At 62.6% G+C, this 14,686-nt stretch carries 16 protein-coding genes; 7 read left to right on the forward strand and 9 right to left on the reverse strand.

Going from position 1 to position 14,686, the window contains the following annotated elements:
- Positions 1 to 35: 35 nt before the first annotated feature.
- Positions 36 to 1,136 (forward strand): NADH:flavin oxidoreductase/NADH oxidase, encoded by a 1,101-nt coding sequence (locus tag AS136_RS16580; protein ID WP_023322644.1) that lies wholly within the window; start codon positions 36 to 38, stop codon positions 1,134 to 1,136.
- A gap of 232 nt (positions 1,137 to 1,368) precedes the next feature.
- Here the strand turns inward: AS136_RS16580 and AS136_RS16585 are convergent, their stop codons facing one another.
- Positions 1,369 to 1,857: a hypothetical protein gene (locus tag AS136_RS16585; protein ID WP_064166513.1), complete on the reverse strand. Its 489-nt coding sequence runs from the start codon at positions 1,855 to 1,857 to the stop codon at positions 1,369 to 1,371.
- A gap of 87 nt (positions 1,858 to 1,944) precedes the next feature.
- Positions 1,945 to 2,850: a LysR family transcriptional regulator gene (locus tag AS136_RS16590; RefSeq protein WP_162542831.1), complete on the reverse strand. Its 906-nt coding sequence runs from the start codon at positions 2,848 to 2,850 to the stop codon at positions 1,945 to 1,947.
- Between the two features lie 173 nt (positions 2,851 to 3,023).
- Between AS136_RS16590 and AS136_RS16595 the strand changes: the two genes are divergently transcribed.
- The gene (locus AS136_RS16595) at positions 3,024 to 4,001 is read left to right on the forward strand and encodes an NAD(P)H-dependent flavin oxidoreductase (protein ID WP_004179941.1); all 978 of its coding nucleotides are present in this window, start codon (positions 3,024 to 3,026) and stop codon (positions 3,999 to 4,001) included.
- 32 nt (positions 4,002 to 4,033) lie between these two features.
- Here the strand turns inward: AS136_RS16595 and hpxK are convergent, their stop codons facing one another.
- From hpxK to hpxU, 7 genes are all read right to left on the reverse strand, one after another.
- On the reverse strand, positions 4,034 to 5,293 hold the full coding sequence (gene hpxK, locus AS136_RS16600) for an allantoate amidohydrolase (protein ID WP_063266861.1): 1,260 nt from the start codon (positions 5,291 to 5,293) through the stop codon (positions 4,034 to 4,036).
- Positions 5,290 to 6,531: a pyridoxal-phosphate-dependent aminotransferase family protein gene (locus tag AS136_RS16605; RefSeq protein ID WP_008804831.1), complete on the reverse strand. Its 1,242-nt coding sequence runs from the start codon at positions 6,529 to 6,531 to the stop codon at positions 5,290 to 5,292. The genes hpxK and AS136_RS16605 overlap by 4 nt, the downstream gene beginning before the upstream one ends.
- 15 nt (positions 6,532 to 6,546) lie before the next feature.
- The gene (locus tag AS136_RS16610) at positions 6,547 to 7,284 is read right to left on the reverse strand and encodes an amino acid ABC transporter ATP-binding protein (RefSeq protein WP_004179947.1); all 738 of its coding nucleotides are present in this window, start codon (positions 7,282 to 7,284) and stop codon (positions 6,547 to 6,549) included.
- Complete coding sequence (locus AS136_RS16615; RefSeq protein WP_004179948.1) at positions 7,265 to 7,921, reverse strand: amino acid ABC transporter permease; 657 nt, start codon at positions 7,919 to 7,921, stop codon at positions 7,265 to 7,267. The genes AS136_RS16610 and AS136_RS16615 overlap by 20 nt, the downstream gene beginning before the upstream one ends.
- Positions 7,921 to 8,586 carry an amino acid ABC transporter permease gene (locus AS136_RS16620; protein WP_004176117.1) on the reverse strand — a complete coding sequence of 222 codons (666 nt, stop codon included), beginning with the start codon at positions 8,584 to 8,586 and terminating at the stop codon, positions 7,921 to 7,923. Before AS136_RS16620 ends, AS136_RS16615 begins: the two co-directional genes overlap by 1 nt.
- A 9-nt stretch (positions 8,587 to 8,595) precedes the next feature.
- The gene (locus AS136_RS16625; protein ID WP_004143665.1) at positions 8,596 to 9,381 is read right to left on the reverse strand and encodes a transporter substrate-binding domain-containing protein; all 786 of its coding nucleotides are present in this window, start codon (positions 9,379 to 9,381) and stop codon (positions 8,596 to 8,598) included.
- A gap of 214 nt (positions 9,382 to 9,595) precedes the next feature.
- Positions 9,596 to 10,435 carry a MurR/RpiR family transcriptional regulator HpxU gene (gene hpxU, locus AS136_RS16630; RefSeq protein WP_008804829.1) on the reverse strand — a complete coding sequence of 280 codons (840 nt, stop codon included), beginning with the start codon at positions 10,433 to 10,435 and terminating at the stop codon, positions 9,596 to 9,598.
- 179 nt (positions 10,436 to 10,614) lie between these two features.
- Here hpxU and hpxW point away from each other — a divergent pair, with 179 nt between their 5' ends.
- The 5 genes from hpxW to AS136_RS16655 all read left to right on the forward strand — a co-directional run bounded on the left by hpxW (position 10,615) and on the right by AS136_RS16655 (position 14,682).
- On the forward strand, positions 10,615 to 12,201 hold the full coding sequence (gene hpxW, locus AS136_RS16635; protein ID WP_023322647.1) for an oxamate amidohydrolase: 1,587 nt from the start codon (positions 10,615 to 10,617) through the stop codon (positions 12,199 to 12,201).
- Between the two features lie 10 nt (positions 12,202 to 12,211).
- Positions 12,212 to 12,397 carry an oxalurate catabolism protein HpxX gene (hpxX, locus tag AS136_RS16640; RefSeq protein ID WP_023322648.1) on the forward strand — a complete coding sequence of 62 codons (186 nt, stop codon included), beginning with the start codon at positions 12,212 to 12,214 and terminating at the stop codon, positions 12,395 to 12,397.
- Complete coding sequence (locus AS136_RS16645) at positions 12,394 to 13,791, forward strand: AtzE family amidohydrolase (protein WP_023322649.1); 1,398 nt, start codon at positions 12,394 to 12,396, stop codon at positions 13,789 to 13,791. Before hpxX ends, AS136_RS16645 begins: the two co-directional genes overlap by 4 nt.
- The gene (hpxZ, locus tag AS136_RS16650; RefSeq protein WP_002905421.1) at positions 13,788 to 14,174 is read left to right on the forward strand and encodes an oxalurate catabolism protein HpxZ; all 387 of its coding nucleotides are present in this window, start codon (positions 13,788 to 13,790) and stop codon (positions 14,172 to 14,174) included. Before AS136_RS16645 ends, hpxZ begins: the two co-directional genes overlap by 4 nt.
- Positions 14,175 to 14,259: 85 nt before the next feature.
- On the forward strand, positions 14,260 to 14,682 hold the full coding sequence (locus AS136_RS16655; RefSeq protein ID WP_008804826.1) for a GNAT family N-acetyltransferase: 423 nt from the start codon (positions 14,260 to 14,262) through the stop codon (positions 14,680 to 14,682).
- Positions 14,683 to 14,686: the final 4 nt, after the last annotated feature.

Below are 14,686 nucleotides of genomic sequence, written 5' to 3' on the forward strand. Positions count from 1 at the left end.
CATGCAAGACCCTGTCTAACTTTTACGAGGTACTCATGAGCCATCTTTTTAGCGCGACGCGTATTGGTCAGCTGGCGCTGGATAACCGCATCGTTATTGCCCCCATGTGCCAGTACTCTGCCGACGAGGGTAAAGCCACCTCCTGGCACCGGATCCATCTTGGTCAGCTGGCTTTCTCCGGCGCTGGCCTGTTAATTCTGGAAGCCACGGCGGTAGAGCCAGCGGGACGTATCTCGCCGGGGGATCTGGGTTTGTGGGATGATGAAACCGAAAACGCGCTGCGCGCGGTGGTAGAGGATATTCGGGCCTGGTCGCCGATCCGCCTGGGGATCCAGCTGGGGCACGCCGGACGCAAAGCCTCCTGCGCGGCCCCGTGGCAGGGTGGTCATCAGCTGGCCCTTAATGAGGGTGGCTGGCAAACCGTTGCCCCCTCCGCCGTGGCGTTTCACGATGGCGACCGCGCCCCCGCCGAGCTGAGCCTTGCCGATATGGCGCGCATCAAAGCGGCGTTTGTCGCCAGCGCGTTGCGCGCCCAGCGTCTGGGCTTTGAGCTGATTGAACTGCACGCCGCCCACGGCTATCTGCTGCACCAGTTTCTCTCGCCGCTCAGCAATCAGCGCCGAGATGAGTACGGCGGTTCTCTGGAAAACCGTCTGCGCTATCCGCTGGAAGTGTTTAACGCGATCCGCGAGGCGGTGGGCAACACCATGGCGGTGGGCGTCAGGCTGTCGGCTACCGACTGGGTCGATGGCGGCTGGGACTGCGAGCAGTCCATTCAGTTTAGCCAGCAGCTGGAAGCGCTGGGCAGCGACTATATTCACGTCTCCAGCGGCGGCTTGTCGCCGCAGCAGTCGATCACCGTCGGACCGGGTTATCAGTTGCCATTCGCCCACGACATTCGCCAGCAGGTTGCCATCCCGGTGATTGGCGTGGGGCTGATCACCGATCCGCAGCAGGCGGAAGCGGCGCTGGAGGATGGCGATGCCGACCTGATCGCCCTCGCCCGCGCGGTACTCTACGATCCGCACTGGCCGTGGCACGCCGCCGCCAGCCTCGGCGCCCAGGTTCGCGTCCCTTCGCAGTACCTGCGCTCCGAGCCACACGGCCTGAAAGGCACCCTGCTGCCAAACCGTTGAACCCGCAGCGCGCATAAAAAAGGGGTATCGTAAGATACCCCTGAGCAGGATGTTATTGCGGTCCACGTGCCGGGCGACGACGACGCCTTGCCCGGCCTACACAAGGGTGATGCCCGGTCATTGCGCAGCCAACCCACCCCCTGCGTAGGCCCGCGCAAGCGCAGCGCCGCCGGGCAATCTATCAGGCTCCGCTCCCTATATTTCCTGGCGCGGGTGAGGCAAACAGCGCAGGTTACTGCTGGGCGGGCGGTGGCGTGGTGTGCTGTTTGTCCGCCGCGATACTGTCCTGGATGGCCTTGGTTTTGCTCGCCGCCTCCGCCGAGAGCTGATTGGCGTCGCCGATGGCATTGTCTTTGATTTGACCCGCCTCTTTGACTATGCGGTCACTTTCCTGCTTTGCGTTCTGCTTCACGGCATCGGCCTGGGCTTTCGCCTGCTGGGCGATGGCATCCGCTTTCTTGTCCGCCTCCGCCTTGATGGCGCTGGCCTGATCCTTCAGGCGGTCGGCCTCGGCGTCGGCCTGGCTTTTCAGCGTATCGATTTGCTTATCCGCATCCTGTTTAATCGCCTGCGCTTTGTCCGCCGCGGCATCCTTCATCTGCTCCGCATTATCTTTGGCCTTATCCAGTTTGTTATCCACTTTCGACGCATCGTCGCAGCCAAACAGGGTCAGACACAGGGCGGAAGCAAGTAGTGTTTTATTCCAGAGTTTCATCAGCATTCCCTTACAGGTTAAGTCGTTATCCAGCTTTGTGATTCATTGCTTAATAGCATTCACATTTTATATATAATCGCTCAGTCGGCAGAGTCAAGCCGACACCGATCGATCCAGCGTCGCTACCAGCCCCTGCAACCAGTCGGCAAAGACCCGCACCTTATGCGACAGATGCCGGTGCGGATAGAGCAGCGACAACGGTCGACGCGGCGCCGGAAAGTCCGGCAAAATTTCCACCAGTTGCCCGCTGTCGATATAAGGTTGCAAAAAGAATCGCATCCCCTGCAGCATCCCCAGCCCCGCCAGCCCGGCGGCAGTAAATACTTCAGAGTTGTCCAGCACCAGTTTACCGGGGATGGCGATCTGCCTGATGCCCTCCGGGGTCTGGAATCGCCAGGGCATAATCTGCCGGCTGCTGCTGTTCACCCAGTTCACCGCCAGATGCGACTGCAGGTCCTCCAGCGTCGCGGGCACCCCATAGCGCGCCAGATAGCCCGGACTGGCGCAGGTGGTTAACGCCACCTCCCCCAGCGAACGCGCCACATAGTCGCCATCCTCAAGATCCCCCACCCGCAGCAGGCAATCCAGACCATCGCGCAGCATATCCCGGCGTACGTCGGAGCTGCTGAGGACAATCTCCACCTCCGGATGGGCCTGATAAAAATCCGGCAGATGCGGGATCACCAGCAGCCGGGCAAAGGCGATCGGCATATCAACGCGCAGCTGACCGCGGATCGGCCGGTCCGGCGCGAACGACTCCAGCAGATCGTCGGCCTGGGAGAGCAACGGTTTGCTGCGACGATAAAACTCTTCCCCCTCCGGCGTAAGATACAGACGCCGGGTGGTGCGCTGCAGCAGCCGGACCCCGCTCTCCTGCTCCAGCTGCTGCAGCGCTTTGGTCACCGCCGGTCGGTGGATCTGCAAATTTTCAGCCGCCTGGGCAAAGCTGCCGGCATCGACGATTTCAATAAAAATTTTAATATTTTCAAACAGATTCATTTGCATGATGGCCCGCCTCCCACCTCTTCATCGGCTCACATTATTACTAATTTAATAATAGTGATGAAAGTTTTTGCTCATTTTTAAAACAATAAAGGCGCCTACACTGCCCTCATTGCCGCATCGCTGGGGCGAACAAATTTATAACTTATTAACATACAAGGAAAAATATCATGCAACCTAACCGCGTCGCCCGTATTCTGGGTATTGAAAAACCGGTGGTCCAGGGGCCGCTCTCCTGGCTAACCGATGCTCGTCTGGTGGCGGCCGTCGGCAACGCCGGTGGGCTTGGCGTGCTGGGCCCGAACGCCGGACTGACGGCGGCAACCGCCGTCTCCACCCCGGAGGCCACCGCCGAGAAAATGCGCGAAGAGATCCGCAAAACCAAACAGCTGACGGAGAAACCCTTTGGCGTCAACCTGATCCCGACGGCGGAAAATGACATCTGGACGCCGGCGATCCTGCCGGTGATCAAAGAGGAAGGGGTTAAGGTGGTGGTCTACACCGGCTACGGCGACGGTTCGTTAAAACCGGCGCTGTTCGACGAACTGAAAGCCGCCGGGATCACCATTATCTATCGTGACATCAACCCGACGCCGGAGAACAGCCGCCGCGCGGAGCAGGCCGGAGCGGATATTATTGTCGCCACCGGCTTTGACGAAGGCGGCACGCTGCCGGGGACCGCCCTCGGGACCTTCACCATCGTCCCGCTGATCGTTGACGCGGTACAGCGGGTTCCGGTGATGGCCGCCGGAGGGATCACCGACGCCCGGGGCGCGCGCGCCGTTCATGCCCTGGGGGCGGAGGGCGTCTTCGCCGGTTCGGTATTTATCAGCACCATCGAAAGCCGGGTTCCCGACTCGGTGAAAGCGAAAATTGTGGCCGCCAACGGTCTGGATCTGCGCCTGTTCCGTACTCTGCCGGACTACTACCGCGCGCTGCCCGGCAAACTGAGCGACACACTGGTGGCCATGGACCGGGCCGGCGCCTCCAGGACCGAGCTGGCCCAGGCGATGGGTGGTCTGCGCGGGATGCGGCTGGGCATGCTGGAGGGGAATACCGATGAGGGATATATCTCGGTGGGCGCGGGGATCGGCAACATCCATGCCATCACCTCCGTCGCCGAGGTGGTCAACCAGCTGGCGGTGTAAAGCCGCCAGCCGGGGCACGGTGACCGGCGCGATCAGGCGTCGGCCACCTTCTCTACCGCCCGGGAGAAAGCGTCGATAGCCAGCCCGACGTCGGCGGCGGTGACCGACTCCGCCGGGTGATGGCTGACGCCCCCCAGGCAACGCACAAACAGCATCGCCGATGGCCAGCGCTCGGCGATGGCGATAGCATCATGCCCTGCGCCGCTCGGCAGCGTCAGCGAACGCCCCTGCACCGCCGCTACCGCCTCGCCCAGCACCGCCTGCAGGTGACTGTCGCAGGCGGTGGCGGCGATGCGATAATACTCCTCGGCGGCGAAACGCAGCTGGCGACGCCCGGCAATGGCCTGCGCCTCGCCCAGCAGCTCATCCAGCAGCGCCGTCAGCGGCGCATCCTGCGGGCCGCGAATATCCAGCGTCAACTGCACCTCGCCCGGTATCACGTTCACCGCGCCCGGCGCACAGCGCAGGGTGCCGACCGTCGCCACCAGGTTACCGCCGCGCTGCCGGGTCAGGTTTTCCACCTGCACCATCCATTCCGCCGCCGCGGCGAGGGCGTCCTTGCGGTGGAGCATCGGCACCGTGCCGGCATGGCCAGCTTCGCCGGTAAAGCGGCAGTTCAGCCGTCTGGCGCCGTTAATCGCCTCCACCACGCCGAGCGCCAGCCCCGCCTGCTCCAGGCACGGCCCCTGCTCGATATGCAGTTCCAGATAGGCGGCGATATCCCGCGGATGACGGGCCGCGTGGCCGATCCGCGCCGGATCGAGTCCGGCATTCACCAGCGCCTGGGCGACGCTCACGCCGTCGGTATCGCACTGTGACAGCCAGCTTTCAGGCCAGGTGCCGGTGACGCCGCGGCTGCCGAGCAGGGTAATACCAAAGCGGGTGCCCTCTTCATCGCCAAAGCCGACGATCTCGATTGCCTTTGCCAGCCGTCGCCCCTGCTGGTGCAGACGCTGGACCACCTCAATCGCCGCCAGCACGCCGAGCATGCCGTCGTAGCGCCCGGCGTTGCGCACGGTGTCAAGATGAGAGCCCAGCAGCACCGCCGGCGCCCCCTCCTGTTGTCCTTCATAGCGTCCGCAGATGTTGCCGACGCTGTCCTGCCACACCATCATGCCGGCAGCCTGCATCCACTGGCCCACCAACTGGTTGGCCTGCAGATGCTCGGGCGACAGATAGACCCGGGTCAGGGCATCGGCGGTTTCGCTAAGGGTGGCCAGCCGATCGGCACGCGCCATCACCCGGCTGGCAGCCGCTTCTCTCTCCGCCTGCTGGCGGGCGGTATCACTCATAGGGTGGCCTCGGTGCGGTAGTGATCCCAGGCCGCCTGCATCGCCGCGCCCTGAGTGGTGGTGAACTTGAGGTAGTTCAGGACCGCTTCCAGCGCGCTGAGCGTCTGCATCACGCAGTCTTTACGCGCGTTATAGCCCATGGTGCCAATGCGCCAGACTTTACCGTGCAGCGGACCAAACGAGGTGCCAATTTCAATGCCGAAATCTTCCAGCATCAGTTTGCGTACCTGATCGCCGTTGACCCCGTTGGGGATCACCACCCCCAGCACGTTATTCATTTTGTGCCGCAGGTCGCCAAAGGTCTCGAGCCCCATCGCCTGGATGCCCTTCAGCAGCGCATCGCCGTGCAGTTTGTGGCGGGCGATGCCGTTGTCGAGTCCCTCCTGGAGGATCAGGCGCGCGCACTCCCGGGCGGCGAACAGCGCCGAGGTCGCTTCGGTATGGTGGTTAAGGCGCTCCGGCCCCCAGTAATCCATCACCATGCCGAGATCGAAATAGTTGGAGTAGATCATCTCGTCGACGCCGTCGTGATGCGCATCGGTGCGGATCCCCTGCTCAATGCAGCGGCGGCGGCGGATGACCTCTTCCATCCGCGGGCTGAGGGTGATGGGCGAGGTGCCGGAAGGACCGCCCAGGCACTTCTGCATCCCGGCGGACACGGCGTCCAGCTGCCAGGCGTCGGTTTCCAGCGGGTTACCGCCGAGCGACGCGGTGGCGTCGGTATAGAACAGCACTTCGTGACGACGGCAAATCTCCCCCAGCTCCGCCAGCGGCTGCAGCATGGTGGTGGAAGTATCGCCCTGCACGGTGAGCAGCAGGCGCGGGCGCACGCGCTTGATCGCGTCCTCAACCTGATCCGGCGTAAAGACCTCGCCCCACGGCACCTCGATGGTGTGCACCTCTGCCCGGCAACGACGCGCGATCTCGCACAGCAGATGTCCAAACCGGCCGAACACCGGCACCAACACTTTGTCACCCGGACGGATCGCCGACACCAGAATCGCTTCGATCCCGGCGCGCGAGGTGCCGTCGACCAGCATCGTCCAGCGATTTTCGGTGCGAAACACACCGCGGTAGAGCGCCATGACTTCATTCATGTAGTGGGTCATCGCCGGATCGTACTGGCCAACCAGCTGGCTCGACATGGCGCGCAGCACGCGCGGGTCGGCATTGATCGGCCCCGGCCCCATCAGCAGGCGCTGCGGCGGGTTAATTTGCGAAAACTGAGTGATATCCATCTGCCATTCCTTACGTTAGTTAAGACCGCGCACCGAGGAGATAAACTGTTTCAGTTCGCTGGTCTGCGGGCTGGCGAACAGCGTTTTGCTGTCGCCCTGCTCCCAGACGCGTCCCTGATGCATAAACACCACGCGGTCGCCCACTTCGCGGGCAAAGTTCATTTCATGGGTGACGAGGATCAGCGTCATACCTTCCGCCGCCAGTTGCTCCAGCACCTTCAGCACTTCACCCACCAGTTCCGGGTCGAGTGCCGAGGTGATTTCGTCACAGAGTAAAACTTTCGGCGACATGGCCAGCGCCCGGGCAATGGCCACGCGCTGCTGCTGGCCGCCGGAGAGATTGGCCGGATAGTAATCCAGACGGTCGCCAAGACCGACCTTCTCCAGCATCCGCTGCGCCAGCTCCCGGCATTCGGCCTGGGACTTCTTCAGTACCCGCCGCGGAGCCAGCATGACGTTCTCCAGCGCCGTCATGTGCGGGAACAGGTTAAAGTTCTGGAACACCATGCCGATGGAGCGGCTGATCTCCCGGGCCTGTGAATCGCGGTCGGTGATGGTCATGCCCCCGAGCTTGATACTGCCCTCCTGGTAGCCCTCCAGACCATTGATACAGCGCAGCAGGGTGCTTTTACCCGAGCCGCTGCGGCCGATGATCGAGATCACTTCCCCCATGTCGATATCCAGATCGACGCCCTTCAACACATGGTTGTCGCCGTAGTACTTCTGCATCTGATTAATGGTGATGAGAGGCATTGAATTTGTTCTCCAGATAGCGGCTGTAGCGGGACAGCGGATAGCACAGAATGAAATAGCCCAGCGCCACCAGGGCAAACACTTTAAACGGCTGATAAGTGACGTTGGTCAGCATCGTCCCGGCCTTGGTCAGCTCCACAAAGCCGATAATCGATGCCAGCGCCGTGCCTTTGATCACCTGTACGGCAAAGCCCACCGTCGGCGCGATGGCAATGCGCAGCGCCTGCGGCGCCACCACCCGGTACAAGGTCTGGCCGAAGCTCAGCCCGAGACACCGCGAGGCTTCCCACTGGCCTTTGGGCAGCGCGCGAATGCTGCCGAACCAGATATCCAGCAAAAAGGCGCTGGTGTAGAGCGTCAGAGCGACCGAGGCGGCGGTCCACGCCGAGACGTCGATGCCGAACAGCGCCACGCCAAAGAATGCCAGAAACAGCTGCATCAGCAGCGGCGTGCCCTGAAACAGCTCGATGTAGCCGCGGATCAACCGTTTCACCTGGCGTCCGCCGGTGAGGCGCAGCAGCAGTAACGGTAAGGTGACCAGCGCCCCGCCGGTGAACGCGACCAGCGACAGCAGCACCGTCCAGCGACCGGCCAGCAGCAGGTTGCGGATAATGTCCCAGTCAGTAAAAGTGGTCATCAGGCCTGTACCCCCAGCCATTTACGCCCCGCCGCCATCAGCAGCTGGCGCATCGCTATCGATAACGCTAAGTAGATCCCGGTGGTCACCAGATAGACCTCAAAGCTCAAAAATGTCCGCGACTGGATCAGGTTGGCGGCGAAGGTCAGCTCCTCATAGGAGACCTGCGACACCACTGACGAGCCGAGCATCACGATGATGCACTGGCTGACCAGCGCCGGGTAAATCCGCTGCAGCGCCGGGGGCAATACGACGCGAACGAAGGTTTGCGTCCTGCTAAGCCCGAGCACGCGACCGGCTTCCCACTGGCCCTTCGGCGTCACCTGAATACCGGCGCGGACGATCTCGGTGCTATAGGCGCCGAGGTTAACCACCATCGCCAGCAGCGCCGCTTCACCGGCGGTCATCTTCAGTCCAAGGTTCGGTAAACCAAAGACGATAAAAAAGAGTTGCACCACAAACGGCGTGTTGCGGATGATTTCCACATATCCGCCCCATACCCGGCTGAGCATTCCCGGGCGCCCGCTGCGGATCGCCGCCCCGAGGATGCCGATCGCCAGCCCGCCGATCGTCGCCAGCACCGTCAACTGCACCGTCACCCACAGGCCGGCCAGCAGCTCCGGCCAGTGCGGCCAGAGCTCAGAGAAATGAAGTTGCTCCGTCATCCCCAGACCTTACGCGCCGAGGCTGGCAGGCAGTGGCGCTTTCAGCCACTTCTCAGACAGACCGTTGAGGGTGCCGTCCTTAATGCCCTGCTCGATAAGGGTATCCACTTTCGCCTTCAGCGCCGGTTCGTTCTTTTTCAGACCGATAAAGCACGGCGAGTCCTTCAGCATAAAGCTCGGGACCGGCGCTTTGTCGGCGTTCTGCCGGGAGATGGCCGCCACCACCAGATTGCCGGTCGCGACATACTGCACCTGACCGGACAGGTAAGCCGACAGCGTAGTGTTATTATCCTCGTAGCGCTTAATCTGCGCTGCCTGCGGCGCCACGCTGGTCAGTACCATATCTTCCACTGCCCCGCGGGTCACCCCGATGCTTTTACCGCTCAGCGCGGCCGCGTCCTTCAGTTCCGCCCCTTTCGGGCCAAACACGCCGAGGAAGAACGGCGCGTAGGCGCGGCTGAAGTCGATCACCTTCTCGCGCTCGGCGTTCTTGCCGAGGCTGGAGATCACCAGGTCCACCTTATCGGTCTGCAGATACGGCACGCGGTTGGCGCTGGTCACCGGGACCAGCTGCAGCTTGAGCTTCATCGATTTCGCCAGATAGCGCGCCATATCGATGTCATACCCCTGCGGCTGCAGGTCGGTGCCCACCGAGCCGAACGGCGGAAAATCCTGAGGCACGGCAATACGAATGACGCCGCGTTTTTCAATATCCTGGAGCTGGTCAGCCTGCGCGGCAGAAACAGACGAAAGGAGACAAGCGGCCCCGGCCAGTGCGATCAACAGTTTCTTCATGATGTTTACCCGTTACGTTAGCATGAAACAAAAGATTCTTTGAATCTGTTTTTGCAACTAATGTGCCAGATACAGACGAGGCGAGAGTTGGCGAGGAATTAAAACAAAAAGTGAGAAAGGACAAGCGTTAACGGGAAAGTGTTCAGCGAGCGGCGGCGCCATCACGTGATTTTTCTTGCACCATAATAATGCACAGCACCACGCTGGCGCCCCATTAGCGTTGTTCCAGCTCGTCCAGTTGCTGATAAAGCGTGGCGATATCGTGGATGCGCGGACGACCGCTGTCGAGCGTTTCATGGAGAAAGGCATTGGCCAGCAGATTAATCAGGCTGTTGACCGAGGCATAGCTGTCGTAGGCGGAGACGCTGTCCAGCGGCGCGCAGAGCTGCCAGCGGGAGAGCGGAAACAGGCTGTGGGCCTGCGGCTCGCACATTAACAGGACCGGCACCCCGTCGCGCTGCAGCTGCTGCAGCAGCGGGCGTACTATTCGCGGCCGGCGGCGAAACGCCATCATTACCACCAGATCATCGGCGGTCAGATCGACCAGCTCTTCGCTGAGACTCTGGCCCGGCTGGGGCAGCACCAGCACCTGGCCGCGGGCCTGCAGCAGCTGCTGGCGCAGATGCAGCGCCGCCGGATAGGCGTTACGCATGCCCACCACCACAATGCGGCGCGCGGCCACCATCGCCGTCAGCGCCTCGGCGAACTGGCGGGCGTCGAGGGCGTTGACCCACTGGGTGAGATTCGCCATCTCCTGCTTATAATGGCGCGCCAGCAGCGTGTTACCCTGCACCGCGTCGCGCTGGTCGGTGAGCGGCATCCCGCTCTGGCGCAGGGTGCGCAGTTCATCGCGCATATCCTTATATTTGTCATAACCGAGGCGCTTGAACAGCCGGCTGACGGTGGCTTTCGACACGCCGCTCAGCTGCGCCAGCTCGGCGCTGTTGTAGCTTATCAGGTCATCAAAGTGGTCAAAGATGAAATCCGCCACCCGCTGCTCCTGCGGCGACAGCGAGGCGTATTGCCCTTTCAGTCGTTCATCGAGTTGTTGCATAGCGCCCCTGTAACTTTCGTTTCATCATCCATCCCTCATCATACTGTATCTGCTATGCCTTACACATAGCGTGCCAGTGGGAAAATTCTGGTCATTGTTTTTATCAATGAAACGAAACGTTCAGAGATGGAACAGCTTTTGCAGTGTTCTGCGGGTGATTCGTTCAGAAAGGATAATTTATGCACAGTAGCAACGTTTCGACCCACGGCATGGCGGTGGCCCCCCATCACCTCGCCAGTCAGAGCGCGCTGGCGATCCTGCGCGAGGGCGGCAGCGCCATTGAAGCGATGGTGGCTGCCGCGGCGGCCATCGCCGTCGTCTATCCCCATATGAATGGCCTCGGCGGCGATGGCTTCTGGCTGATCGTACCGCCTGAGGGAGACCCCATCGCCATTGACGCCAGCGGGGCGGCCGGATCGCTGGCGACCCTCGAGGCCTACGCCGGACAGCAGCATATTCCCCACCGGGGACCGCAGGCCGCGCTGACCGTCGCCGGCACCGTCAGCGGCTGGGACGAGGCGCTGCGTATTTCACGGGACTTAACCGGCCGCGCGCTGCCGGTGGCCCGCCTGCTGGCCGATGCGATCGGCTATGCCGAAGACGGTATTCCGGTCACCGCCTCGCAAGCCCACGCCACCGCCAGCAAACTGGAAGAGTTGCGCCATCAGCCGGGCTTCAGCGAAACCTGGCTGGTAGCGGGCGAGGCCCCGCGGCCCGGCAGCCGCTTTCGCCAGCCCGCCCTCGCCGGTACCCTGCGCCTGCTGGCCAGCGACGGTCTCGACAGTTTCTATCGCGGGCCGCTGGCTGAACGTCTCGCGCAGGGTATGGCCGCGCTGGGGATGCCGATCACCCTCGGCGACCTGCAGGCCCACCGCGCCCGGCGTCCTGCGCCGCTGACGCTCCAGCACCAGCAGGGCACGCTGTGGAATCTTGCGCCGCCGACGCAGGGACTGGTGTCGCTGGCGATCCTTGGCATCACCGACCGCCTGAACATGGCCGATGCCGACGACGCGCAAACAGTGCACCGTATTGTCGAAGCCACCAAGCGGGCATTTGCCCTGCGCGATGCGCATATCACCGATCCACGCCATCTGGATGTGGATGTACAGCAGTTGCTCACCCCGGAAGCCCTGCAGCCGCTGGCCGACAGCATCGACGACGCCAGCGCTTCCCCCTGGGGCCGCGGCAAAGGCCCGGGCGATACCGTCTGGATGGGCGTCGTGGATAACAGCGGACTGGCAGTGTCGTTTATTCAGAGTATCTATCACGAGTTCGGCAGCGGCGTGGTGCTCCCGGACACCGGGATCGTCTGGCAAAACCGCGGGGCGGCCTTCAGCCTCGATCCGCAGCATCTCCTGGCGCTGGCCCCTGGCAAACAGCCATTCCATACCCTCAACCCTGCCGCCGCCCGCCTGAACGATGGCCGGGTGATGGTCTATGGCTCGATGGGCGGCGACGGTCAGCCGCAAACTCAGGCGGCGCTGTTTACCCGCTATATCCTGCAGGGGGTGCCGCTGCAGGAGAGCATCTCCCGTCCGCGCTGGCTGCTGGGCCGCACCTGGGGCCAGTCCTCCGATTCACTGAAACTGGAGGGACGCTTTGCCCCCGCCTGTATCGCGCGCCTGCGCGAGCTGGGGCACGAAGTGGAAGTGCTGGCTGATTTCAGCGAAGCGATGGGCCACGCCGGCGCCATTGTCCGCCATCCCAACGGCCTGCTTGAAGGGGCGACCGATCCACGCAGCAACGGCGCCGCCGCCGGATACTAAGGAGCAGACTATGACCACACAGCCTGACTGGAGCGAGTATCTGACGCAGATGACTCACCTGTTGGATATGGAGCTGGATGCGCCGCGTCGTGAAGAGCTGGAGCGCCAGTTTGCCCGCATCGCCGCCATGGCGCAGCCGCTGATGGACTATCCCCTCGGGTCGCGCGAGGAGATTGCGGGGGTGTATAAAGCATGACTCTTCATCACTTCACTATCGCCGAGATCCAGCGTGCGCTGCACGAGGGAGAACTGAGCGCCCGGGAGATCGCCCGCCAGACGCTGGACGATATCGCCCGTGTGAATCCGCAGATCAACGCCTGGACCGAGGTCACCGCCCAGCGCATGCTGGCGGAGGCCGACAGCATCGACGCCCTGCGCCGGGAAAAGCGCCCCCTGCCGCCGCTGGCAGGCATTCCCTATGCGGTAAAGAATCTGTTTGATGTCGCCGGGCATACCACCCTCGCCGGGGCGGAACTGCTGAGCGACCGGCCGCCGGCGACCAGCGACAGCTGGGCGGTGCGCCAGCTGCACAGCGCCGGCGCCCTGCTCAGCGGGATGCTCAATATGGACGCCTACGCCTACGGCTTCACCACCGAAAACAGCCACTTTGGCGCGACGCGCAACCCGCACGATCTGTCGCGGATCGCCGGCGGTTCTTCCGGCGGTTCGGCCGCGGCGGTGGCGGCCGGGCTGGTCCATTTCAGCCTCGGCAGCGACACCAACGGCTCGATCCGCGTCCCCGCGTCGCTGTGCGGGATCTTTGGCCTGAAACCCACTTTCGGCCGCCTTTCGCGCTCCGGCAGCCATCCGTTTGTCGCCAGTCTGGATCATATTGGTCCCTTTGCCCGCCGGGTAGCCGACCTCGCCGCGGTGTATGACGCCCTGCAGGGACGTGACCCGGCCGATGACTTTCAGGCTGATAAAGCCAGCGAGCGCACCGGCAATCTGCTGGAGCGGGGGCTGGAGGGGCTGCGCTGCGCGCGGCTGGGCGGCTATTTCACCACCTGGTGCGATGACGACGCCCGGGCGGCCGTGGATCGGGTCGCCCACGCGCTGGGCGCCGACAGCGAGCTGCAGTTCGCGGATGCCGCGCTGGCCCGCTCGGCGGCCTTTATCATCAGCGCCAGCGAAGGCGGCAATCAGTACCTGACGGATCTTCGCCACTCGCCAGAGCGTTTTGAACCTCACTCCCGCGAGCGGCTGCTTGCCGGAGCGATGATCCCCTCCGCATGGTATCTGCAGGCTCAGCGTTTTCGCCGTCATGCTCGCCAGGCAATGAAATCCCTGTTCAGCCAGGCCGACGTGCTGATCGCCCCCGCCACCCCATGCAGCGCCACGCCGATAGGCGCGGAGGAGATGGTAATTAACGGCCAGCCGCTGCCGGTGCGCGCCAGCATGGGAATGCTAACGCAGCCGATCTCCTTCCTCGGTCTGCCTGTAGTGACCGTGCCCCTGCGTACCGCCAGCGGTAAGCCGATTGGCCTGCAGCTGATTGCCGCGCCGTTTAACGAACAAGCCTGTCTTCGCGCCGCGCGGGCGCTGGAAGCGATGGGCATTACCGATGCCCGAGTGGCGGAGAGTGCAGCATGATCAATCTGGACAATGTAGACCGCCCGGCGATCCTCGCCGAGGTGACGGCGGCGTTTTATCAGTATGAAGAGGCGCTGGTCAGCAATAACATCGAGGCGCTGGATGCGCTGTTCTGGCACGACCCGCGCACCGTACGGCTGGGAGCCGGCGAAAATCTGTATGGCATCGAGGCGATCCGCGCCTTTCGCGCCGCCCGCCCCGCCGCCGGTCTGGCCCGCGATCTGCGCCATACCACCATTACCACCTTTGGCGCGGATATGGCGGTGTGCAGCACCGAGTTCACCCGCGAAGGCAGCGCCCGCCTGGGCCGCCAGCAGCAGACCTGGGTACGCTTCCCCTACGGCTGGCGCATTGTCGCCGCCCAGGTCAGTCTGATGGACTGAGTGGCGTATACGGGAGCGGACCGGAGAATAAGGTATCCACCGGCCCGCTTCCGGTCCGGTAACACGCTATTTGGAGTCGAAGATCATGGTGTTCATCAGAGCGGCTGAATCAAAAGATATCCCCTCGCTGAAAACGCTATTTCTGCAGCTGGGCTATCAGACGGAGACGGCGATCTTAGAACAACGCATCACTGCCCCGCAGAGTATGATGAGTGCGCTGGTGGCGGAAACAGAAAACGCCGTGTGTGGCGTAATCGTTATCAATTTTATTTTACCGGTACATGAGAACCGTTTATGGGCATTAATTTCCGCGCTGGTCATCGAGGAATCGTCACGTGGATCAGGGATAGGCCAGCAACTTCTCCATGCCGCAGAGCGCCTCGCCCGCGATAAACAATGCGCTCAGATCGAACTTTCAAGCAGTGAAAAAAGAATCAGAGCGCATCAATTTTATGAAAATAACGGCTACAAGGAGGTCCGCAAACGCTTCGTTAAACATTTGTCTTAACCGC

This window comes from Klebsiella sp. D5A (assembly GCF_001620885.1).
Classification (GTDB): domain Bacteria; phylum Pseudomonadota; class Gammaproteobacteria; order Enterobacterales; family Enterobacteriaceae; genus Klebsiella; species Klebsiella variicola.